At 49.6% G+C, this 22,381-nt stretch carries 16 protein-coding genes; 6 read left to right on the forward strand and 10 right to left on the reverse strand.

Features of this window, described 5'->3' with window-relative positions; genetic code table 11:
• Positions 1-102: 102 nt before the first annotated feature.
• Genes ACXAFR_RS13665 through yrfG form a run of 3 tightly spaced genes read right to left on the reverse strand, consistent with a single transcriptional unit; the run spans position 103 to position 2,693 of the window.
• Positions 103-1,587, reverse strand: coding sequence for a S1C family serine protease (locus ACXAFR_RS13665; RefSeq protein ID WP_475177782.1), 1,485 nt, complete (start codon positions 1,585-1,587; stop codon positions 103-105).
• Between the two features lie 46 nt (positions 1,588-1,633).
• The gene (locus ACXAFR_RS13670; RefSeq protein WP_475177783.1) at positions 1,634-2,038 is read right to left on the reverse strand and encodes an RNA-binding S4 domain-containing protein; all 405 of its coding nucleotides are present in this window, start codon (positions 2,036-2,038) and stop codon (positions 1,634-1,636) included.
• Complete coding sequence (yrfG, locus tag ACXAFR_RS13675) at positions 2,031-2,693, reverse strand: GMP/IMP nucleotidase (RefSeq protein WP_475177786.1); 663 nt, start codon at positions 2,691-2,693, stop codon at positions 2,031-2,033. The genes ACXAFR_RS13670 and yrfG overlap by 8 nt, the downstream gene beginning before the upstream one ends.
• A gap of 117 nt (positions 2,694-2,810) precedes the next feature.
• Here yrfG and cysQ point away from each other — a divergent pair, with 117 nt between their 5' ends.
• Positions 2,811-3,641, forward strand: a complete 831-nt coding sequence (gene cysQ / locus ACXAFR_RS13680) for a 3'(2'),5'-bisphosphate nucleotidase CysQ (protein ID WP_475177787.1) — start codon at positions 2,811-2,813, stop codon at positions 3,639-3,641.
• Positions 3,642-3,707: 66 nt separating this feature from the next.
• Here the strand turns inward: cysQ and ACXAFR_RS13685 are convergent, their stop codons facing one another.
• Entirely contained in the window at positions 3,708-4,694 is a 987-nt protein-coding gene (locus tag ACXAFR_RS13685) for a GGDEF domain-containing response regulator (protein WP_475177789.1), read from the reverse strand.
• Positions 4,695-4,832: 138 nt separating this feature from the next.
• Positions 4,833-7,841 (reverse strand): response regulator, encoded by a 3,009-nt coding sequence (locus tag ACXAFR_RS13690; protein WP_475177792.1) that lies wholly within the window; start codon positions 7,839-7,841, stop codon positions 4,833-4,835.
• A 466-nt stretch (positions 7,842-8,307) separates the two neighbouring features.
• Here ACXAFR_RS13690 and ACXAFR_RS13695 point away from each other — a divergent pair, with 466 nt between their 5' ends.
• Positions 8,308-9,693: a sensor domain-containing diguanylate cyclase gene (locus tag ACXAFR_RS13695; protein ID WP_475177795.1), complete on the forward strand. Its 1,386-nt coding sequence runs from the start codon at positions 8,308-8,310 to the stop codon at positions 9,691-9,693.
• Positions 9,694-9,700: 7 nt separating this feature from the next.
• On the opposite strand, the gene pap is transcribed toward ACXAFR_RS13695, so the two are convergent.
• Positions 9,701-11,176 (reverse strand): polyphosphate:AMP phosphotransferase, encoded by a 1,476-nt coding sequence (gene pap / locus ACXAFR_RS13700; protein WP_475177798.1) that lies wholly within the window; start codon positions 11,174-11,176, stop codon positions 9,701-9,703.
• A 172-nt stretch (positions 11,177-11,348) separates the two neighbouring features.
• Here pap and ACXAFR_RS13705 point away from each other — a divergent pair, with 172 nt between their 5' ends.
• Positions 11,349-12,002: a hypothetical protein gene (locus ACXAFR_RS13705; RefSeq protein WP_475177800.1), complete on the forward strand. Its 654-nt coding sequence runs from the start codon at positions 11,349-11,351 to the stop codon at positions 12,000-12,002.
• Positions 12,003-12,022: 20 nt separating this feature from the next.
• On the opposite strand, the gene ACXAFR_RS13710 is transcribed toward ACXAFR_RS13705, so the two are convergent.
• Together ACXAFR_RS13710 and cynS are read right to left on the reverse strand one after the other, a co-directional pair.
• Positions 12,023-12,505 carry a nuclear transport factor 2 family protein gene (locus ACXAFR_RS13710; RefSeq protein WP_475177803.1) on the reverse strand — a complete coding sequence of 161 codons (483 nt, stop codon included), beginning with the start codon at positions 12,503-12,505 and terminating at the stop codon, positions 12,023-12,025.
• An 85-nt stretch (positions 12,506-12,590) separates the two neighbouring features.
• Positions 12,591-13,031 carry a cyanase gene (gene cynS, locus ACXAFR_RS13715; RefSeq protein ID WP_475177806.1) on the reverse strand — a complete coding sequence of 147 codons (441 nt, stop codon included), beginning with the start codon at positions 13,029-13,031 and terminating at the stop codon, positions 12,591-12,593.
• A gap of 264 nt (positions 13,032-13,295) precedes the next feature.
• Between cynS and ACXAFR_RS13720 the strand changes: the two genes are divergently transcribed.
• A complete protein-coding gene (locus ACXAFR_RS13720; RefSeq protein WP_475177808.1) occupies positions 13,296-15,158 on the forward strand; it encodes a sigma 54-interacting transcriptional regulator in 1,863 nt (620 codons plus the stop codon).
• Here the strand turns inward: ACXAFR_RS13720 and ACXAFR_RS13725 are convergent.
• Positions 15,148-18,279 (reverse strand): AAA family ATPase, encoded by a 3,132-nt coding sequence (locus ACXAFR_RS13725; RefSeq protein WP_475177810.1) that lies wholly within the window; start codon positions 18,277-18,279, stop codon positions 15,148-15,150. The two genes, ACXAFR_RS13720 and ACXAFR_RS13725, sit on opposite strands and share 11 nt — an antisense overlap.
• Positions 18,276-19,418 (reverse strand): exonuclease SbcCD subunit D, encoded by a 1,143-nt coding sequence (locus ACXAFR_RS13730; RefSeq protein ID WP_475177813.1) that lies wholly within the window; start codon positions 19,416-19,418, stop codon positions 18,276-18,278. The genes ACXAFR_RS13725 and ACXAFR_RS13730 overlap by 4 nt, the downstream gene beginning before the upstream one ends.
• A 224-nt stretch (positions 19,419-19,642) precedes the next feature.
• Between ACXAFR_RS13730 and ACXAFR_RS13735 the strand changes: the two genes are divergently transcribed.
• On the forward strand, positions 19,643-20,461 hold the full coding sequence (locus ACXAFR_RS13735; protein ID WP_475177815.1) for a CmcJ/NvfI family oxidoreductase: 819 nt from the start codon (positions 19,643-19,645) through the stop codon (positions 20,459-20,461).
• Positions 20,462-21,001: 540 nt separating this feature from the next.
• Complete coding sequence (locus ACXAFR_RS13740) at positions 21,002-22,306, forward strand: ATP-binding protein (RefSeq protein ID WP_475177817.1); 1,305 nt, start codon at positions 21,002-21,004, stop codon at positions 22,304-22,306.
• The last annotated feature ends 75 nt before the right edge of the window (positions 22,307-22,381 follow it).

Below are 22,381 nucleotides of genomic sequence, written 5' to 3' on the forward strand. Positions count from 1 at the left end.
TACCATGTAAGGGGTTAGAACTTGCGGTGATGGCGGGGATTTTATCGGATTTCCAGATCGACATGCCGACCAGCCCTGGAAGCAAAAACAGCGCTCATTGACTTATTTTTCACCAGATGGCGCGACACAGCGCGAGGCATGCTCAATTCGATAGCGCGCCAGTAATTCAGATTCGGACTCTTGGGCAGCATCGTGGCGAATAACCATTTGATAACCACGCTCGTCGCTAAACACGGTGTATTCCCTCGGCGCCTCAGTCATCCAGCGACAAAACTCCGCGAAGTTGCGGACAGGTCGATTGTTAACTCTTTGAATTATCCAATTTTTCCAGTCGTGGTAACCCAAGTTCACATCGGCCGCGAGGACTCTCAACGCTACCACGAGCTGTTGCCGTTCGTCGTCTGTATTCAAGCTGCGGGAATAAAGAAAATCAATCGGCGCTTGGCGCTGCCATTGATTGCCCCACCGCTGAATCAGGTTCATATTTAGCGGCACAAAGACGACACCCCCATAAACCAAATACTGCGGCTCTTCATCAAAGGCTTGGGGCGTTACGACAGGGATCTCCCGCTTACCCGCCTGCGCAAGCAGCTCCAGCGAGTGAGGTTTGCCGTCTCGAATGATGTCTAACGTTACTCGATCACCTGGATGAAATTGATCCAAGAGGAATTTATAGTTGGTTCTCTGGCCATGTAAAACTTCTACCGTACTGTCTTCAGCGACAGGCTGCTGGTCAATGGCGACAATAATATCACCCTGCTGCAAATGCCCCGCAGCAGGAAACCCTTCAAAAACCTGAGCGACCAAAACCCCCGTGCCATCATCCGGCGCCCGATAACGTGCCCGCGCTGCTGGGCTGTCAAGATCCTGTGTACGAAAACCCAACTCGATAAAGCCGCCCTGTTGGTCATCCGCAGCATCTTTCAACACGTGTCTCACGATGGAGGGTGGCACGAAATATCCCTGATTTTCAGCTCGAGAGGCGACATTGGCCTGCATAACCACACCGACTAGCTGACCTTGTGACACTACTGGTCCACCGCTATTCCCCGGATTGATGGCTGCGTCTATCTGCCCAGAAAGAAAATATCCGCCGCTGTGAGCATAGCGCTGATGTTCTACCCGCGACAGTACGCCACGGGTTACGCCGAGCGTCGTGCCTCCCGACGGGTAGCCAAACACGGCCACCTCTTGTAACGGTGCAGGCAACTCTCCAATGGGTAGGGGTTTGATACCCGTAAAAAAATCCGGATCAGAGACCTCCAGCAACGCGAGATCAGCGGCGTGGGAAACAAACACCACATTTGCCAGATAACGTTTTGATCCTCGGTGTTTTTGCACTTGGATATAGGTGGCATCGGCAACAACATGAGCGTTCGTCAGAATTTTCTGGCCGTCGATAATTGAGCCAGAACCGCTGCCCTGACGGGCATTCAGTAGCGACCAGGGAGTGAAGTAATCTGCGGGCGCCGTCGTTGTATAGATTTTAACCACCGCATCTTCAATGGACGCCACCTCGTCGGCAGTAACGACATTGATCCAAAACAGGAGAACTATCCCTCCCAGAATACGCGCCTTTGTCGTCATCAGTACTCCAACAGCCTCACACCTGAATTCGTTTCGGCCCAAGGGTTTATTCAGGCCAGCCGTCACCGTCTTCGCGACGGTTTTTAAATCTGTGAATCTGGCGACGCTGCTTTTTGTTGGGCCGTCCGACCAGGTTCCAATCATCACCGCGGACGACTTTTCTCTGGGCCGCCGCCAGCTCTCGCTTCTCAACGCTTTCCTGCGTCTCTTCGTAGAGTTTAGCGGCCTCTGGTGCGCCTCGCCGTTGATCTGACAAAGCGATGATTTTAATCACTTTTTCGTCCCAGCCCTGACGCACTCGCAAGCACATTCCGCACTGGACCTCTTTACTGGCTTTCACACGCTGGTCATCACACTGAACCTTGCCGCCCTCAATGGCTTGTTTGGCAAGGTTACGGGTTTTGAAAAAGCGAGCAGCCCAAAGCCACTTGTCGATTCGAACTTTATCCATGGGGTATTGGCATAATTTCATCAAAGTGGTGAATCGCAGGATAGTCTTCAATCTGGCGATGCTCGCCTTCGCTGTCCGGCTGGTGCATGCACAGCAAGTGGCGGATACCAAACCGATCGGCTGCCGCCAGTATTCGAACCGTGTCGTCCACGAATAATGTCCGTTCAGGATCAAAGGGCTCCGCGTCTTGGAGTTGGCGCCAAAAATCAGCCGACTCTTTAGGCGCCGCATATTCGTGGGAGGAGATTAATCGATCAAGTGCCGCCGCTAATCCAGTCACGTCCATTTTCAGATCTAAGCTGTCCGGATGTGCGTTCGTCACCAAAACAACGCGCTTACCGCTCTGTCGTAAATTGGCGAGAAAAGCGTCAACATGAGGGCGAACTCGAATTTTATGGCGGACCTCTTCTTTGAGGGTCCGAACATCAACCTCCAACAAATCAGACCAGTGCTGAAGACAGTACCATTGCAACGTGCCTTCTAGCTTTTTCACCAAGCCGTGTAAATGCTGTCTTGCCTCAGCTTCAGGAACACCATGTATCTCGGCATATCGCAGGGGCAAGTGGGTCAGCCAAAAGTAATTATCATAGTGAAGATCCAGCAGAGTACCGTCCATATCGAGCAGTACCGTGTCTATATCATGCCAATCAATCATCTAAAATGCCGATACCATTATTTGAATTTCAGGCGGTTGCCTCATGTAGGGATGCACAAGTCTCTGTATACTAGTCGTCTGTTTTAAGGCCTAAATTTATCTAGCAGGAGCATTATAGTGAGCCAAACCCTCGTTGATCAGGTCATTGATCTGTGCCGCCGCGCCGGCGATGCCATTATCGAAGTTTACAATGCCAGTGAGGGCATGGAAATCGACAAAAAGGCCGACAACTCGCCTGTTACCGCAGCCGACCTCGCCGCCCACAAAATCTTAGCACCGGGCTTGGCCGACATGCTTGACGGCGTCCCCGTTCTCTCTGAAGAGGGTAAGTTACCGGAGTTTGCCGTCCGTTCTGCCTGGTCTAAATACTGGATTATTGACCCTCTGGACGGCACCAAAGAGTTTATCAAACGTAATGGTGAATTTACCGTTAACGTTGCGTTGGTGGAAAATGGGGTTCCGGTCCTCGGTGTTGTATACGTTCCCGTGCTCGACATTACCTACGCAGGCGTCAAAGGCGAAGGCGCGTTCAAGATTGCTGAAGGCCAACGCCAGCCGATCCAAACCCGTAAAATCGATGATGTAAAAGCCGCCGGCAAGCCAATCGAAGTGGTCGCCAGCCGCAGCCATGGCGCCGAAGCCGTCGAAAAACTGCTCGATACGATCAGCACTCAACTGGGCGCGACAGAAACCAAAAACATGGGAAGCTCACTGAAGCTGTGCCTTGTCGCTGAAGGTGCTGCCGACCTTTACCCTCGCCTGGCGCTGACCAGCGAGTGGGATACCGCAGCCGCTCAAGCCGTGGTTGAAGCAGCAGGTGGCAAAGTGGTGGATATCGATCTGAATCTGCTTCGTTACAACCAGAAAGACGATATCTTAAATCCGTTTTTCTATGTGATTGGCGACACCAGTTATGACTGGGACGCTCTACTAAAAGACCTTTCGTAAGTCATCCGACTGTACCCGCGGCATCACATCACCTAATTCGTAGCAAACGTTGCTGTGATGCCCGCGCTATTCGTCATCTCCCAGGCGTTCATCGCAGGCACAATTGATCTGAATCCAACAATCTCGCCCCGAAGACTTCGCCTGATAGAGTGCATCGTCAGCTGCCGCCATCATCTCCTTGAGGCTGTCACTTTGAGAAACCCGATAGGCCTCTTCTTCTGACGCCACAGCGCCGGTGGAAAAGTCGATGGTTGCGACTCCTACACTGACAGACACTCGCAATTGCCGACCAATCGGCAAATCGATCGGAAGTTCACGAACCAGATCCAATAAGCGCTCGGCTTGAGTTACCGCCGAATCTCGATTGGTATCGGGCAAGAGAACGACAAATTCCTCGCCACCGAAGCGAGCAGCCACCTCCCCAGCTCGCTGAAACTGATTACCCAGCAGCTCACCCAAAGCTTCGATACATTGATCGCCAGCCAAATGGCCATGCTGATCATTAACTTCTTTAAAATGATCAATATCAATCAGAAAAAGCGCCAAACTTTGTCGTTTGCGCTGAACTCGATTCCACTCTCTCAACCATTCTGATTCAAAGGCCCGCCGATTTGCCAGTCCGGTCTGATAATCCGTTTGCGACATTTCTTCAAAACGATCTGTCAGGCGTTTTAGCGCCAAATGTGCTTTGACCCGCAACTTTACTCGAACCAGAGACAGGGGTTTTTGCAGAAAATCGACAGCGCCGGCCTTGAAGGCTCTCTGCTCAAAAATAAGATCGCCCTCACCGGTGACAAAAATGATCGGTAGATTTCGGGTATTGTGGTTATTTTTGATTTTTTCGCAGATGGAAAAGCCATCCATATCGGGGATATTCACATCCAACAAAATCACATCTGGAGGATCGGCAATAACGGATTTCAGACCTTCAACGCCACTGGAGTAAATCACAACCTCCCCCATCGAACTCAGGACAGCCGACATAACTTCTAAGCAGCTTCTATCATCATCAATAACTGCTATCCGAGGACGTTTACGTTTTGCGAGACTCAAGTGACCTACCTTCGCTTATCACCACACTAGAGCACTATAACAATTTCGATGAAGCTCTGTCCTCAAATCGTAATCAAAAATCCGTATTAAACTGCCAAGATGCTGTTAAATATTCAACGACTTTGCAGCACGAGGAAATCATACACTAGCGACCTTTTGCAATACGACCTCCAGCGCCTCCATCAACGGACTGATATCAATGTCGCCTCGTGCGCGAACCATCTGTTCCGTCTCTTCGGCCTGTCTTCCAAGGTCACCAGCCCCTATTGCCGCTGCGGCACCCTTTAACTGATGTGCTACTCGTTGTTTATAGCTGACATCCCACCCAGCTCCGTCTCTGTGCCAAGCAATTAATAACGGCTGCAGGTCTTTACGAAATGCGTTTATCATTCGTTCAAACTGAGAAGGATCTGCTAACGCTGGAGGCAATTTTTGCAAATCAAAATCCGGATCTCGACGCAGGGCCTCCATAAGATGTTTACGACCATTGGAGTCCTGTGCTGCCGCATCCGGAAACACCGTTTGGTTGCTTCTTGACTCCTCCCTGGCAATCGAAATTTTCAAAACATTGGGCAAATGCCTAAGCAAAATTTCTCTCAGTTCTGGGATCTGCACAGGTTTTGCCAGGTAACCGTTCATGCCGGCTTCTCTCGCCATATGGAAATCATCCGGTGCAGTCATCGCAGATAGTGCGTAGATGGGCAGCTCTCTTTCTGAGCGCAACTGCCGGATATTTCTCGTTGTCGTCAGACCATCGACAACGGGCATATGGATGTCCATAAACACCAAATCATAGTGAGATTGACGAATGCACTCGACTGCAGCCGACCCCGTCTCCACAGCCTCCACATCAAGACAAAGGCGCTGCAACATTTCTGTAATAACATTGCGGTTGGCAGCGTTGTCTTCGACCAGTAAAATTTTTGCGATATCGTTTCCGGGTAATGTCGTCACAAACTCTTCCAGGCACTCACTACGAGCCTTCACTTGAACGGCGTTGGATGATCTACCTCCTAGGAAGCCCTCTTGGTATAACAACTGTAGAATATCCCTAGGCAGAATCGGCGCACTTAAATAAGGAACATTAACCCCTTGCATTATTTGCGAGGAAGCTTCCGACAAGCGCGAAGATGAACCACAATAGCGGATTTTAGATCGTGCACTAAAAGCAGGTTGTATGTTCTCTGAGACGCTATCAAGATCTACCAATATCAAGTCAAATTCGTCCTTCGAACAGGCTTCTCGCAATGATGAGCTACCCACTGAATCGACCCTCACTTTATATAGAGACAGGAGGCTAACACTAGATTCTATAAAGGCAACGGAGTCGCTGACGATCAACAATGCGATATCCGCCGGAAGCTCTGCCGTTAACAGCTGCTTTTGTTGAGGGGTTATATGCCAAGGCAGCATGAGGGAAAAGCGATAGTTCACACCGACGTCTGAACTTTGTTCAATCTCGATGTGGCTTTCCATCACTCCCAATAGACGATTCGCTAGGTACAAGCCGACACCGGCATTGCGATACTTACTGTGTTCGCTCGAGTTCAATCTCATTGGATTCAGCATTAACCCAAGCTCGTCCGCAGATACAGCAGAGTCACTGGCATCGATAGAAAATGTCAGCGCCACTTGGTCTTTGCCAATAAATTCCGGAGCGACTCTAAAAATAATGTCACCCGCGCGCGAAAACCGCAGAGCATAGTCCAACAGCTTGTTGAGAAGCTGCTCGATTCGCCTACCATCTGCAACCAATGTTTCCGGTATCCCCTCTTCCAACTGCAAAAATAATGTGACTCGTTTACACGCAGCAACCTCCTGCTGGCGCAGTAGAACTTTCTCTATTAACGGTACAAATGAAAGCTGTGCGGGGGTCAACACCAGATCGTCTGATTCAATATGGCTTAGGTCTAAAATATCTGAAGATAAAGACAGCAGAGATTCCGTTGCCTGACGAACGTACGTTTTCTGCTTCCTCGTTAACGTTACAGATGCCGCGTCAGTAAGATCCAAAACGCCACTTACCGCCGTCAATGGCGTTCGAACCTCATGACTCAAACTCGAAAGGAAGTAGCATTTCAACGCAGAATTCTCTTCCAGTTTTTGGAGCTGTCGATACAATTTCTTTGACAGGTCTCTTTCCCGCCGTTGAGCGCCATACACAACCACAAAAATAGCGGCAGCTAAGATCAGCAGTAAAACAATCAGAGGGAGGGTCTCAGACATCGCTCTTCGCGACAGCTTTTCAATATAGTCCGGCAGAGCTTTACTGACGATGTAGATCGACTCGATTCCACCAGACACCGCCAGTCGACTCACGTGCTCTAATTCATCTGCACTTCTCTCCGGTGCGCTTGAATCGGCCAATCGCTGTATACGTACTATTTCTTTCGCAGGCAATCGAGCCGACTCTGAGTTAAGCTGGCGCCAAGATATCGCCTTTGAAAAGGTGCTAAATAATCGATAACCATCAGAATCAATGAGCTCAGTGATGGCGATATTTTCTGAAGCGGCAGTGAGAGAATTCCATAGAGATTGCAAGTTATAATTTACAACCAGAAGGCCCGTATACATCCTTTCTCTCTCACCCGTACGAATCGCCAATCTGAGCGTTGGCTCGATAGGTTGAACTATCTTTCCGTTTTCAATATTAAGATCGAGTGGAGACACATAAACTTCATTTTGATCGAGCAACATCGCCTGCTCAACGTAATATCGATGAGATTTATCCTGGAGACGATCCGCAGATAAGACAGGATCAGCTGGCGAGCTTGCTAACCGATTAACCCGCGCCTGCTCCATCCCCTGCCGATCAATCCAACGCATGCTGGCAACCGCAGGGTCATTCTCCATAAGATGAGCAAACTCTCGCTCAAGTAAGGATCTGTCAAAAGGAAAAGCGACGGAAAGACGATCCGTTGCAGCAAGCTGTAGCTTTACGGCTAATAAGTCGACCTTAGCTCTCGCAAGCTCACTCGCCAAGCGATCCTTAACGAGATATTTTTGATGATCCAGCAGGCGCTGGTAATGAAGCATCTCTCGGCTAACTTTTTGATTAAAGATCAAAAGGCCCGCGACAAAGATCGCGGCGATCAACGAGAATCCTACGGCGATCAACCGGTAACGGGCAACTTGACTCGATACCATGGTAATCCTCCCCAAGTCAGCAATATGCTGTCTGCACGAGACACAGCTCCACCAGCATGACCTCTAGCACTTAGGTCTTTTCGCTGTGTTGGCCAATTTAGTCAGCTTACTGCTATGTTATTGTTATTGGCTTAACCCTCAAACCCCGCTGAACTAAACGTCTGCTGCCCAAGGCACTGCGAACGCTCAACGGTGGTCTTTAAGATGAACTGTACGAAAGTAGTTCATCAGGCAAGAATACCCCTTTACGTTTGAACTTAAAAGGTGAACGGTCGCCGCCCCATCCAGTGGGTTAGCACATCTTTCCTGTTTACAAACACCTGTTTTTTTCTTTAGATTGTGAAAAACGACTGAAATATCCAAATCTCCTGCTAAGAGCAATCTCCAGGCCACCCCAGCCCCTTAATTTGCAACCCGCTGATTTTGTGCCATCCTCAAAGAAACCCCTATTTGGCGCAAAGGTTACTTGTCAAATTCAGCACACAAAAAAGAGCTAGCTGCGGCAGATTACTCTCTGGAGATCTGCAGCGACGCGTTTGTTGGTCAAGATGACCAGCAGCCGCTGCTGTGCGTGCATGAAGCCTTTGATGACCGCTGCCGAATCATTCGGTTTATCAGTGACGCCTATCGAGTACCGGGCGCTAACAGATCAAAAAAGCCAACCAAAAATGATGCTGGGAATCCTCAATCGCTGCTCGATTTAATGACACCAGAAGGCCAGTTGGATTACTTGTGCCAATGGCAGTCCCTGGAAACCAACAGACTTGTCTCCCGCCATCGATTTAACGCTCAGCTAAAAGATGTCGATGAGCCGCTAATCTGCGATCAGTTTCTACAAAGAAATGCGTCAGGTGACATTGAAGCGATCTATAGCGTTTTTTATGCCAATGTGGATGCGGCCAGCAGACTGCCAGAAACATCTATTCAGAAACTGCTTAATTTAAACGGTCTCGGCGTCTGGATGTGGCAACCTGAAAACGATATTTTTAGCTATGACGGAACCTGGGCAGAGCTACTTGGCTTTCATGCAGGTGAGCTTCCATCAAATATTGAAAGCTGGTGGCAATGGGTTGATCCAGAGCAGCTAAACAGTGGCAAAGAAGAACTGTCAGCCCTGGTTACTGCTCAGCAAACATCAACCACCTTCACACAACGCCTACAGCACCGAGGCGGCTATTGGCGAACGATGGAATTCACCGTTGGAATATCAAAACAAGATGATTCAGGACGGGTAACCGAGCTTGCCGGAACCATGCGAGATATTTCTGATCAGTGGCAGCTGCAAGCGATCATCGCCGACAAAGAGCGCCAGCTGCGCCAGAGTCAGGAGAACTTCAGTCGCCTCTCGCAAACCGACACTCTGACCGGACTGTTCAAACGCGAAACCTTCGACGAACGCCTGCATCAGGAATGGGCGCGGTGGAAACGCAATGGAACCAGTTTCGCGCTTCTGCTAATAGACATTGATTACTTCACGGCATTCAATCAGTCCTACGGCGAAGAGGCCGGTGACGAATGCCTGGTAAACGTCGCTGAAGAACTTGCTAAGGTCGCCACTCGAACCAATGACTTTATTGCCCGCTACCATGGCGCTCAAATCGCAATCCTGCTGCCGGATACACACTTGGAAGGCGCAGTTTTAATTGCGGATCAGGCTCGCCTTCGAGTTGAGGAGCGCGCCATTAGCCACGGAAAATCGCTAGTATCCAGTGTGGTAACCCTCTCCGCCGGAATAGCCACCTCCGCGCTGTTGACGGGAAATGACGGAGCCAGGCAAATGCTCGGACTGGCGGAAGAAGCGTTGTACTACGCAAAGGCCAACGGGCACAATCGCACGCAGTTCAGTCGATAACTCTAACTCAACGCTTCAAATCCTGTTTCATCGCGCGACTTACGGTCTTCAGCACCTGAATTCTAGCGCTGCGCTTATCGTTCGCAGGTACAATGTGCCACGGCGCGTTCTCAGTATCAGTATTGGCAAACATCTCCTCAGCGGCTTGCCAATAGTCATCCCAACGATCCCGATTACGCCAATCTTCATCGGTTATTTTGTGTCGCTTATAGTCGACATTTTCCCGTTCATGAAAACGGGATAATTGTTCTTCTGGCGTAATATGCAGCCAAAACTTCAGCAGTCGAACACCGTGATCTGTCAATTGCTTTTCAAACGCATTGATCTCCTGATAAGCATTTTGCCAGCGTTCTCGCGGGGTCAGCTGCTCAACACGCTCGACAAGAACACGGCCATACCAAGATCTGTCATAAATGGTGCAATAACCGTCTCTCGGTATCAGACGCCAAAAGCGCCATAAATAATGATGGTTTAACTCTTCATCTGACGGTGCCGCTATCGGTATAACACGAAACAGCCTCGCATCCATTGCGGAAGTAAGACGACGGATAGCTCCACCTTTTCCAGCGGCGTCCCACCCCTCAAAAACCAGTACTGTCGATTGCTTTTTCTCCCACCGCCGCCAGTGCTGATCGTGCACCCGCCGCTGCCACGTCTTGAGCTTTGTAGAATACTTGTCTTCACTGACGAGCTGCTGTTGACTGATATTGGCAAGCCGAACCTGCGGTGGATTGATCGAGGGCGCAGTCAGAATATCTGTGGCTGCCGAGCAAGCGTTCTGCATGGCGGCCAACAAACATTCTCCCGCTCGCAAGTCTCGACTGCGCGGTTGCGACGCAGGAATCACCATCCACGGTGCGTACGCAGTATCCGTATGCTCAATGACACGATGCGCAGAGGCATGAACTCGATCGTATTTGCCAACCAACTGAGACTCATAGGGCGACAGCAAACGACCCTTGCGAGCTTTTTTCTCGATGCGACGGGCTTGCTCCTTGGCAGAAATATGAAACCAGAACTTTATGAGTAAGTAGCCATCATCGGTTAACAGTTTTTCCAAACGATTTATTTGATGGCACTGGGCATCCACATCGTCCCGCCGGCGCTGAGGAACATCGTCTTCCAGGGCTCGATGCAAAATGGCGTCGGTATACCAGGAACCGAACATAATGACGATGTTGCCGCGACCAGGCATATGCCGCCAGAAACGCCAAAAATGCGGGCGAAACCTCTCTTCGTCAGACTCATCCCAGAACGAAACGGTGCGAACGTTACGCATATCCAACCATTTGCTCAGTCGATTGACGACTTCACTTTTTCCTGACGCTTCAACGCCAGAGACAAGAATGATGATTGGCAGGCCACGAGCGCGACTCTCCCTTTGCACTCGCAGTAAATCAACCTGGAGCTTAGGCTCACGGGTATCGAACGCCTCCTTGGAGACCTTCTCCAGCGTATTCTGTTCAAAACGAGGAAACTTCATAGCAGGTCTCTAATCCAATACACGACAGCAGGCATACACACCCTTTCGACTTTCTACGAATGATCAACTTTTATCAGACGATCTTTGCTAGAGTAAATAAAGTGCAGTTGCCACCGCAACTCAATCATCAAAGACTGTCATAGCCAGTCGTCGTTAATTTAGGGCCACACCCATGAAATTTAGATACCTTCTCGTCCCTGCCATACTCGCCGTTCCTGTCGCTGAGGCTGACGTTGGCGTCGGTGTGAAAGCCGGCACTACCGGTGCCAGTCTCGAGTTAACCTTCCCTCTCGCCGATCGATTTAACGTAAGGGCGGGTTATAACGCACTGGAATACAGTGATGACTATGAAGAAACTGAAGTGACTTATGACGCCGAACTGGAGATGAGCAGCGCTTCCGTTATGCTCGACTGGCACCCTTTTGGTGGTGGTTGGCGAGTGAGCGCAGGCCTCTTCCACTTTTTTGACGGTCGGCTTGGTGGCGACGGCGAACCCGTAGAAGGCACCTACACCATTAACGACACAGTATACCAGGCATCCGATCTTGCCGATGTTAGTGTCGATGCCGAGATCGACGACTTCGCCCCCTACCTGGGACTTGGCTGGGGCAATGCCGTCGGCGAGGGTCGCTTCAGCTTTGTTTTCGACCTGGGTTTCATCCATACCGGCTCGCCCGATGTCTCTGTTGACTACACCTGTATCGATCCCGCCGCCTGCGCCTCAATTGACGACGATATCCAAGCCGAACTCGATGACTTAGAAGAAGACCTGCAAGATTACGACTGGTGGCCCGTCATCAATGTTGGCGTTGCAATGAAGTTTTGAGCCATAACAACGGTCGCTGCTTACAACCCCAATTCCGTTAACCCCGGATAGTCATTGGGCCTGAGCGAACTTTCCCAGCGAAATTTTCGCTCAGACTCAGCAATGGCGACATCGTTGATGCTGGCGTGACGCTCTGCCATCAATCCTTGAGACGTAAACTGCCAGTTCTCATTTCCATAGGATCGAAACCAATCACCGGCAGCATTATGCCATTCGTAAGCAAACCGCACGGCAATCCGGTTTTCGCTAAACGCCCAAATTTCTTTGATTAGACGATACTCCAATTCGGCAGCAAACTTTCGCTGCAGGAATGCGACGATCTCAGCCCTTCCGTGAACAAATTCGGACCGATTACGCCAACGTGAGTCTTCCGTGTATGCCATGGAGATCGCTTCCGGGTTTTTACCATTCCAGGCATCTTCGGCTTTACGAACTTTAAGCACCGCATCCTCATATGAAAAGGGTGGTAGCGGAGGGCGCTCCTGAGGAATCTCTTGAGTCATTGTGGTTTCCTTTATCGTTTTATCATAGTGTCTTGAATAGACCTCAATGATCAGCGGCACCAGTGCACCGCTGACCAGCAAACGGCTACCAGGACTTGTAGGGCAAGAACTTACCATTCATTGTGAGCAATACTCGATCGCCTTTGGGATCTTCGATTTTGTCGACCTCCATTGAAAAATCGATCGCGCTCATGATTCCATCGCCAAACTTTTCTTGTATCACTTCCTTGAGAGTCTCGCCGTAGACACCAACGATTTCATACAAACGGTAAATGAGAGGATCGGTTGGTACCGTCTGATCCCATATCTTTGTGGGAAAGGCAGCCAAAGCTTGGGCGACGTCAGGCTCTAACTCTAAATAGGCGGCGATCGCCTCGGCTTTTTCTGTCGGAGCGCTATTCATTCCCAAACAAGCAGACGTCAACCAAACCGGCGACATGTCCAGATCTGCACCCATTTTTTCCCAGGTCAAATCCCTCGCCAATTTCGCTGCGATAATGGTTTCTGTCATGGTCACTTTATCCATTTCATGCTCCTTTTGATGTCATTAACTGATGGGTAAAACACTCGGTTACGTTGATCAATATTCATAGAGCAAAGCCAGTGCCAGCCTAAATGCCAACCCTAGAAATGCCGCAATCACACGGCTGCCAGCGTCTGTAGACACGATAGGCGACACCGAGAAGGTGTGAATCCTCTAAATCAAAATCACGAAATTTCGTTATTTATGATTTTTCATAATCAAATACATGAGATATCGTAAAAGCCTCTCTCTTGCGCAGAAGCAGACATGTCCGACCTCTTTCAGCAGAGCCCAATCGCCCAAATCGTCATATGCCCCCAGGATGATGAAATCATCGCGGTCAACCTTGCTGCGCAAAAACTACTCGGCCAGGACAACCATCAGATCCAACAGGCGCGCGCAAGCCAGCTTTTTCACTCCTCGATGAATGCCTTTTTGCTGCTGACACAGGAAATCATCAGCCGGGGGGAGGCCTGGAGTGACCAGCTAACGATCTCCGCCGGCTCTGATGACGTCCGCGTCGAAGTCTCCGGGAATCACTATCACCACTCAGAGCGCAAGGTTATTCATCTTTGCCTACAGGACCTTTCCACAATTGATACCCTGCGCGCTCAATCCGACGCCAACACACACCACGCAGCGGGCCTGGAAAGCTGGAACCGAGCGACCAGGGTTTTTCAGGAATTTGAGCGGGAAAACCGACTACTGCTGGAGGCCGCAGGCGAAGGCATCTACGGACTCAATGCTCAAGGTATGGTGACCTTTGTTAATCCTGCAGCGGAACGCATTCTGGGTTATTCCAATGCGGAACTCAGTGGACGCAACATGCACTCAGTCGTCCACCATTCCCATGCAGATGGCAGCCACTACCGAGCTGAAGATTGTCCGATCTTTGCGGCCTTTCGGGACGGCACGGTTCACAAGGTAGATGACGACACCTTTTGGACCCGCCAGGGAAAACCTCTGGCGGTGGAATACACCAGTACTCCGGTCATCGATCAGGATGAAATCATAGGCACAGTCGTAATCTTCCGTGACATCACCGAAAAAAAAGCTGATCGACGCCAACTGTTAGCGGCCATGGAAGAGGTGGAGCGATTGAAAAATCGCCTGGAGATGGAAAATGCCTATCTGCAAGAAGAGCTGAGCTCAGAACTCAATCACCAAATTGTCGGGAAGAGTCCCGCCCTGCAAAATACCCTGCGGCAGATGCAAATGGTCGCCCCAACAGACGCTACCGTACTGATTCACGGAGAATCCGGAACGGGCAAAGAGCTCATAGCTCGCGGGATTCACGAAGAGAGTAAGCGCTCACATCGATCGCTCATTCGGGTCAACTGCGCCGCCATTCCCGGAGACCTGTTTGAAAGTGAATTCTTTGGCCACAGTCGCGGCGCATTTACCGGGGCCAACTCAGATCGCACCGGTCGCTTTGAACTGGCTCATGAAGGCACCCTATTCCTCGACGAAGTGGGAGAAATCCCACTTCATCTACAGGGAAAGCTTTTGCGGGTTCTCCAAGAGCAACAGTTCGAACGTATTGGCGAGACTCAAACTCGCCACGTTGACGTGAGAGTCATTGCCGCCACCAACAGGGATCTGGAATCTCTAGTTCACGATGGCCTGTTTAGAGAGGATCTGTATTTTCGGCTAAATGTATTTCCCATAAAATCCATCCCACTAAGAGAAAGGCCAGAGGATATTCCTCTTCTTGCTCAACACTTCTTACAAAAAGCTGGACAGAGATTTAACCGAGACAACTTACGCCTATCTCTGTCAGAACTGGATAAGCTCATCCGCTACCATTGGCCCGGCAACATACGTGAGCTGGAAAATGTGATCGAGCGTCAAGTTATCCTCTGTCGCGACCATCTGATTCGCTTCGACGATACCTTTGGCGAGCCCTCACGTTCGAGTCTTTTAAAAACCTCCGAAGCGCCCCCCAAATCACTGGTGACTGAAGATCAACTCCGCGAGCAGCAACGGCGAGCGATTTTATCCGCGCTGCAAAAATCCCGAGGCAAAGTATCCGGTGCCGGAGGCGCCGCCGAATTGCTTGGAATCAATCCAACGACACTGGCCTCCCGAATAAAGAAACTGTGTATTCGACCTGGGGATTTCAAACCGTAGCGCTGACAGCTATTGCACTCGCTGGATCGCTGCGCACAACAATGTGGCTGCCACCGCGATCACTGATCACATCCACGCGCTGAGTCAATTGCTCTTTCAGCTCGCTGACATGGGAAATAATGCCGACCATTCGACCATCTTGCTGCAGCTCGATCAGGGTTCGCATCGCCAGATCCAGAGAGTCCGCATCCAAACTGCCAAACCCCTCATCGATAAAAAGTGTCTCCAAGCGCACACCGCCAGCATAGGCTTGCACCACATCAGCCAGCCCCAACGCCAATGACAGAGCGGCCAGGAACGATTCCCCGCCGGATAGCGTCGCCACGGGACGACTGCGCCCGGTATAAAAATCCTCAACATCTAACTCCAAGCCAGAAGCTCGATTGCCTTTGCTGCGATCACTTCGCCGCAACAACTGATAACGACCTCGACTCATTCGAGACAAACGCTGGGAGGCCTGAATCAACACATCATCCAACAGAACGCTGAGCACAAATCGCTGCAAACTGATACGCTGACCGCGCTGCCCATTTGCCACTTCACTTAAAGTCCCAAAGACCTCGTAGGTTTTCTCCAGACTTTCGTGTTCGCGATGCAATTCCGTCAGTTTTTCTTGCACACGCTGCAGAGATACCACTCTTCGATCCAACCCCTGCCAATGTTGTTCTGCACGCTCTAATTGATCTTTCGCCTGGCGCACCAATCCTTGCAAACCATCAATATCAAATTTGTCTGCTCCTTCACCGACAATGCCTTTATAGTCCTCCATCGAACGCAACAACTCGCTGACCGCACCTTCGAGTTGCTGTTGTCGATATTCGTAAGCTGAACATTGCTGCTGTAAGCGTTCCCTGTCTTCACGACGACAGAGAGCCTGAACGAAGGTCGACTCATCAGCAAATGCCTCATCGACAAGCTGCTGTTGAAAGGCTTCCGCGGCCGCTTTCTCAGACGCTTCTTGACGACGACATTGCGACGATAGTTGATCGACAGATGCTTGAGCTCGATCATGCAGACTGCGATGGTCAACGATAGACTGATTCAGTGTTGCAAGCTCACCATCCCAAACATCAATGGCCTGTTGCAGCTCGTTGATTCTCAACGCGAGTTTATCACTGCCACGCCACGCCTCCGGAATCCGCTCTTCCAGTCCGGCTATTTTTGATTCTCGCTGTATCATCAGCTCTCGACGCGACTGCAAATCTTTTCGCAGCTGGTGTAACTGGGTATTGAGCGCCTCTCGTTGGACCTCCCATTGCTGCGCGATTTGTTCAGCCCGCTCAAGCTGCTGTCGAATGCCTGCAAGCTCTTTTCGACGTGTATGATTTGTCACTAACAGCGCGTCAAACTCTGCAGCATCCAGCCCCATCCATTCACCAAATTCCCTGCGCAACTCTTTGGTGACATCGTCAATGTCTTGCTGGAATCGCTGACACTCCGATTGGCAGGTCAACAATGCTTCCCGTTCCGTTTGCAAAACAAGCCTGTTTGCGTCCGCCTGCTTCCGACTAGCATCTACAACGGATTTTTCGACGAAAGAACCAAACTGCTGACTCGCTGCAACACTGGGATGCTCGCAACTGCCACACACAGGACATGGCTGGCCTTGCCGCAATTGCTTTGCCAGCAACGCAGCCTGACTTTGGTGCCACGCAAGCTCTACCTGCAGAGCTTTTTTCTGACTCGCCTCCCAGGCTAATTCCGCACTCTGCGCTAGAGCTTGCTGCTCAACCACACGCGCTTCACTTTTGTGGAGACTAGATGACAAAACCGCCAACCTTTCGCGTAACCGAGAACAAAGTTGTAACTGTGACTGCTCTCGCTCCAGATGAATATCGGTCGCTAAAGCCTCGCGGAAAGATTGCTGTTTATGGTGATTTTCAGAAAAGTTGTTCGCGAGAGCTTTTAGCTGAGCATCAATACTCAACTCTGCATCTTGCAGCTTATCAACTGACCGCCGGTCTTCTTCCAAGACCTGACACTCTCGAAAGTACACGTCCAGATCAGATTCGGCTTCACGAAGGGAGACTAATTCTCTTCGAGTCTCATCAATATAAGTCTGCTTTTCCAAGTGCTGATTTAACGCTACTGAAGACTTTTCAAGCGCCGCCTGCCACTGCAGCGATTCCTTGTGCGCCAAAGATATACTTTGTTTTAAGGATTCCGTTCTCTGACGTTCCGAATTCCTGCGCTCGTAGGCAGGACGCAAAGACTCAGCCTGTAGAGCAAGCGTCAATTGATCTTGCCAAGATTGGTATTCGTCAGATTTTTCGAGATGCGCAGCCAGCTCTGCTCGACGCTGCTGCAAGGACTCATGTCGACGCCGCCACTCCAACGCTTGCGTTAAACGGCTGTTATGCCGCTCTAACACCTGAGACGCCGAATGCCGCTCCGCTAGAGCTTGAGCATGTTGAAACTGCAACTGCTCGGTCTCCGCCACTAATTGCGCTTCATCGGTCAGATCAACACTCGACAGGATACCATCTGACCGACTTTGTACTTCGCGCACCTGCTCCTCAATACCACGAGCCTGCGCGCGAAAGGCCTGTTCGATTTTTTCATAACGAAATGTCTGAAACAGTTGTCCAAAAATAGATTCACGCTCACGAGAATCGGCGAGCAACAACTGTCGAAACTTGCCCTGAGGCAGCACCATGACCTGACGAAATTGATCCACATCCAAACCAATCAATTCCTGCAAACGTGCACCAACCTCCTTTACATTGCGTGGCACCAGTAATTTTTCTGAGCCACTTTCAGAAAGCTGCCAAAGTTGTGCCTCTGGTTTTTGCTGCGTCGTACCTTCTCCGCGCGCCTTGGCCCGCTCCTGAGCTGGCACCCGACGCACGCGATAGACTTCCCTACCGAGACTAAATTCGAAACTGATTTCAGCCACAGTTTCCGGCTCTGCAAGATCCGAACGCAGCCGGGTTAGATCTCTATCCGCACCACTGGTCTGGCCATAAATCGCAAAACACATGGCATCCAATAAACTGCTTTTGCCAGCACCTGTCGGTCCATTAATTAAAAACAAGGGGGCCTCACCCAACCGGGTAAAGTCCAGGTCCTCCCGCCCAGCAAAAGGACCAAACGCTTGGAGTATCAGACGGCGTGGTTTCATTGACTTTCCTGCCGAGTTTGAAGACTTTCGATCAGATCACGAGCGGCCGAATCCTGAGCATCATTGAGAGGCTGCCCAGTGACTTGCTCAAAAAAATCCCGAAAGATGTCTATATCCTGGCGCCGGAGAGCGTCCCGACTCACAGGCTGCATCTCTGCAGCTTGCAAACCTGTTTTTTCCAAGAGAAGTATATTCGGATAGTACTCACGCAATTTCGCCATAGGATTCAACAGCGCATGGGTATCGGTCAGGCGTATTTGCAGATAATCCTCTCGGCGAGAATCTCCGCTAGCCGCTGCCAAGAGTTCGTTTAATGGACCTTCCAACATGCGCAGCTCACGTCGCGGCTGCAAGGGCAGTTGTCGTATGAGCGGAGATCCCGAATCCGTCAACTCCACCAAAGTCACCGCCTTGCCAGTACCCATTTCTGAGAAACTGTATTTCAGCAGAGATCCTGAATAGCGAATATGAGGCGCTCCCCGATATTGAGGCGTATGCAGATGCCCAAGCGCGACATAATCAAACTCAGACAGAGGTTCATAGCTTACAGAATCTGTTCCGCCGATGGTCAGCGGACGCTCAGACTCTGATTCAACGCCACCACTTATAAAACAATGACTGACCAAAATCCGGGCATCGGCGGCGTCAGAGAAAGGTGTAATTTCCTGCAATAGCCGGCGATGAGCCTCGTCATAAGATGACACCTCATCGCCAAAGGCGTCGCGAACGGATGCTGGTTCGAAAAATGGCATGGCATAAACATGCACAATCCTATCGCCACTCGACAGTACGATCGGCTTTCCGCACTCGGTTAAATCGCCACAAATATGTAGGCCAGCTCGCTGTAATTGGCGGGAACCAAAACTCAGTCGAGTCGCACTGTCGTGATTTCCAGAAATGGCAATCACGGTAATTCCAAGATCATCACAGAGCCTGGTAAGCGTTTCATCCAATAGCTCTATGGCTGCCGCCGGAGGTACCGCTCGATCATAGATGTCGCCGGCAATCAATAGAGCATCAACACGCTCCTGTTCACAATATTGAATGATTTGAGACAGCGCCAAACGCTGATCTTCGAGCAGCGACACACCGTGAAATTGCCGACCAAGGTGCCAGTCGGAGGTATGGATAAACTTCATGAGTTGGCAACAAGACAAAGGAAATGATTGTATCAGCTTCTCACGAGACCTGCGGATAGCCACATAGAAGACGTTATGACAATTGACACATAACAATATCGGAAGATATTATCAATTTAATTTGATCATTATTATAAACAGAAAAATAAAGTATATTTTTCAAAAACATACTTTTTATCACAAGTCATTTAATAACAATAGAGATAAAAATAAGGCTGCTGAAGATGAAAGAAGCGATTAGTGCTGAACTCAATTATATTGGCCCAATGGAAGAACGGCCGAAATTTTATGCCAACGACAAGAGTCGTGATCGGTTGCAGCTCGATTCCCGCCGAGTCCAAATTGAAAACGGCCGCACTCTGTCGCAAACTCCCTCGCTAGATGCCGAAGGCTTTTGCCTGATCGACGCTCCGACTCAAGTCAGTAATTTTAAAGATATCGAGGAAACTGGTTCTCGCTATCACAATGAAATTATCGAACTTGTTCAACACCATACAGAAGCAGCTTTGGTAATATGCAATTCCCCAGGGGTACTACGTTTCTCCGAAAGGTCCTCGACAGCCGGCAGTTTAAATAATTCTTATCCCGCCCGCTTTATCCACAATGACGTCACAGCAGAGACCGCTAGACACTTCGCAAGACAGGCGCTCGCAACATATAACGCAGACTTAAAGGACTATTCTGAGTTTCGCTATTTCAATATATGGCGCGCACTGACGCCACCACCCCAAGACATTCCCCTTGCTCTGCTTGACAGCCGTACTCTCGAAAGCTCAGATACTCGTGTCGCTGATGCAATATTCGATGTTACTGGGGGAGATGACTGGAGTTTCGAAGCGCTGCTGGTTCGCTTCTCAGAGAAGCATCGATGGGTTTATTTTCCAAACATGAACGCTACAGAAGCACTTCTCTTTACCACCTTGGGATGGCGCGATGGAAACCCCTTTTGCGTACCTCATACCGGGTTTGATGACCACAGCTGCCCACCGGATGCACCACCTCGAGCCAGTATTGAAATGAGAGCCCTGGCGTTTTTCCAATAATTTAGCGACATAGACATTCTAGAAATACCAAGCCCCCTTTAAACAAACTGGAAGACACGCTTAGTAAATAATAAATAAGCCCAATGAGGGCGCTTTCTCCATTTTTATGCACTCTGCTTATAAAAAACCGCAACTTATGCGCCCAAGCTTTCCGCCAACCACTTCAAATGGCGTTCCCTCATAATCTTTTTGTTGGCACCTGAAACATCCATTGAGTTCTTGTGCCGCTAGCAAAAACCCTCGCCACAAATTGTGAACTACATCAAATAAACGCGCCAAATAATGATTAGAATGAGCATCATTAATACAGACGGTGAAAACAACGCCATTTCTATGCCTTGGTTTTACCGCGCAAGGAAACTTCTGCTTGAAAACAGAATGCGCACCTGCACAGCAATCACAAGGAATGCCTGTAAACGTAATTGTCTCTGACGACATTGGATCAGAAAGACGCTTTAGATAGAGATGTTTTACATGCAGTTCGCCTTTCCCAAGTACAAGCCAGTTGCCATCGCAATCGCTCTGTTTCTGACAACCAGCATGCTTCTGCTTGCTTGCAATTTTTATATCTCCGAACAACTTGATTCAGGCGATCAAATTGTTCAACAAACTCTGGCGAATACAGACATTACTAACATCACAACCAACGCTTTGTTAGAGGAGATCTCGACGGGTATTGAAGAGACGACCGCTTCTCAGGTGAAAACCACCAGCCTTCTGCAATTAGCCAGCGTGACCGTGATGTCCGCATCATTTTTCTATGTGATTTTTTTCTTCGCCCATCATTCAAAAAGATCGGCAGATCAACCCACTAATCGTGTCAATAACCGTTCAAATAACACTGACAAGCTACCCGCCTCAGTGCTAAATTTTACGCCGGAGGAAATTCCCGAAACCGACAATATCGATCAGTTTATTTCCGTCACTGAAACGATTGTCGGTCAAATAAAAGTACAGCTTGGCGCCTCTCAGGCCGACATAAAAAAGCTACACGAACACATCAACCGGGTTTTGTGCTCCATTCGAAGAACTAAATCCAGGGCTGCGGAACTGACACGAAACAGCTTTCTCGAGCGATTACTACGGCTGGAAGAAGATGTTGCTAATCTGGTAAGAGATACGGCAACGTCCATCGACGATATTCTATGGTCTGACGAAGAATTGGAAGATATCTTTACGCAGGCCGAGATGGATCTTTCTGCGAATCCTGATAATGAAAGTTTTCAAGAGAGTTTGTCTTTCGATACACAACCAGAATCATCCCCCCAAGATGTCATTTCTCTAGGGCTCCAAGCCTTAACAGAAGGTCTCGCCAATCGGTACAGCAAGGCATGTGAACTAAATCTTTATGACGTTGATACGAGCAATCTACCCGACGATCGCAAACGCCTGATCAAAGAGCTCTGTGTAAAGCTCATAAGAAACGCTGTAGTCAGCAGTATTGAATCACCTCAACTTCGTACAGCTATCCACAAAGACCCAACTGCGGAAATTAATATTGCCCTTTCCATTTTAGAATGTGGTACGTGCAAAATTCAATTTAGCGATGACGGAACTGGTGTCGACTACGGAAGAATGCGACAAGAATCCAAAGAGCGTAATCTCGCTGGGTTTAAAACCATTGACTCCAAAAGTGATGAAGCTCTTTTAAAAACCCTTATTCTACAGAAGCCCACATCGGAACATGAGGCCGTACTCGAAAACTGCATGGGTGCGGGCATCATAGAAATTATGGAAATCGTACAAAATGCAGATGGAGAAATAGCAATCTCTAGCACCCAAGGCTTTGACCGAAAAATTGAAATTACGCTACCGATACAGAAAGAAAAAACAGAGGCGGCTTAAAGAAATCTAGGCATTTAAGTCGTAGGACTGAATCCAAATGGTCGGCTTTAAAAGCTCACAAACAACTGTGACACT

It is taken from the genome of Pseudomaricurvus sp. ABR4_320, assembly GCF_056159445.1.

Bases quoted from the DNA above. Each gene is read 5' to 3' on its own strand.
- ACXAFR_RS13725 (WP_475177810.1), bottom strand. From the start codon at position 18,279: ATGAAACCACGCCGTCTGATACTCCAAGCGTTTGGTCCTTTTGCTGGG.
- ACXAFR_RS13730 (WP_475177813.1), bottom strand. From the start codon at position 19,418: ATGAAGTTTATCCATACCTCCGACTGGCACCTTGGTCGGCAATTTCAC.
- yrfG (WP_475177786.1), bottom strand. From the start codon at position 2,693: ATGATTGATTGGCATGATATAGACACGGTACTGCTCGATATGGACGGT.
- ACXAFR_RS13710 (WP_475177803.1), bottom strand. From the start codon at position 12,505: ATGACTCAAGAGATTCCTCAGGAGCGCCCTCCGCTACCACCCTTTTCA.
- ACXAFR_RS13720 (WP_475177808.1), top strand. From the start codon at position 13,296: ATGTCCGACCTCTTTCAGCAGAGCCCAATCGCCCAAATCGTCATATGC.
- ACXAFR_RS13705 (WP_475177800.1), top strand. From the start codon at position 11,349: ATGAAATTTAGATACCTTCTCGTCCCTGCCATACTCGCCGTTCCTGTC.
- ACXAFR_RS13670 (WP_475177783.1), bottom strand. From the start codon at position 2,038: ATGGATAAAGTTCGAATCGACAAGTGGCTTTGGGCTGCTCGCTTTTTC.
- pap (WP_475177798.1), bottom strand. From the start codon at position 11,176: ATGAAGTTTCCTCGTTTTGAACAGAATACGCTGGAGAAGGTCTCCAAG.
- ACXAFR_RS13665 (WP_475177782.1), bottom strand. From the start codon at position 1,587: ATGACGACAAAGGCGCGTATTCTGGGAGGGATAGTTCTCCTGTTTTGG.
- ACXAFR_RS13740 (WP_475177817.1), top strand. From the start codon at position 21,002: ATGCTTCTGCTTGCTTGCAATTTTTATATCTCCGAACAACTTGATTCA.
- cynS (WP_475177806.1), bottom strand. From the start codon at position 13,031: ATGGATAAAGTGACCATGACAGAAACCATTATCGCAGCGAAATTGGCG.
- ACXAFR_RS13690 (WP_475177792.1), bottom strand. From the start codon at position 7,841: ATGGTATCGAGTCAAGTTGCCCGTTACCGGTTGATCGCCGTAGGATTC.
- ACXAFR_RS13735 (WP_475177815.1), top strand. From the start codon at position 19,643: ATGAAAGAAGCGATTAGTGCTGAACTCAATTATATTGGCCCAATGGAA.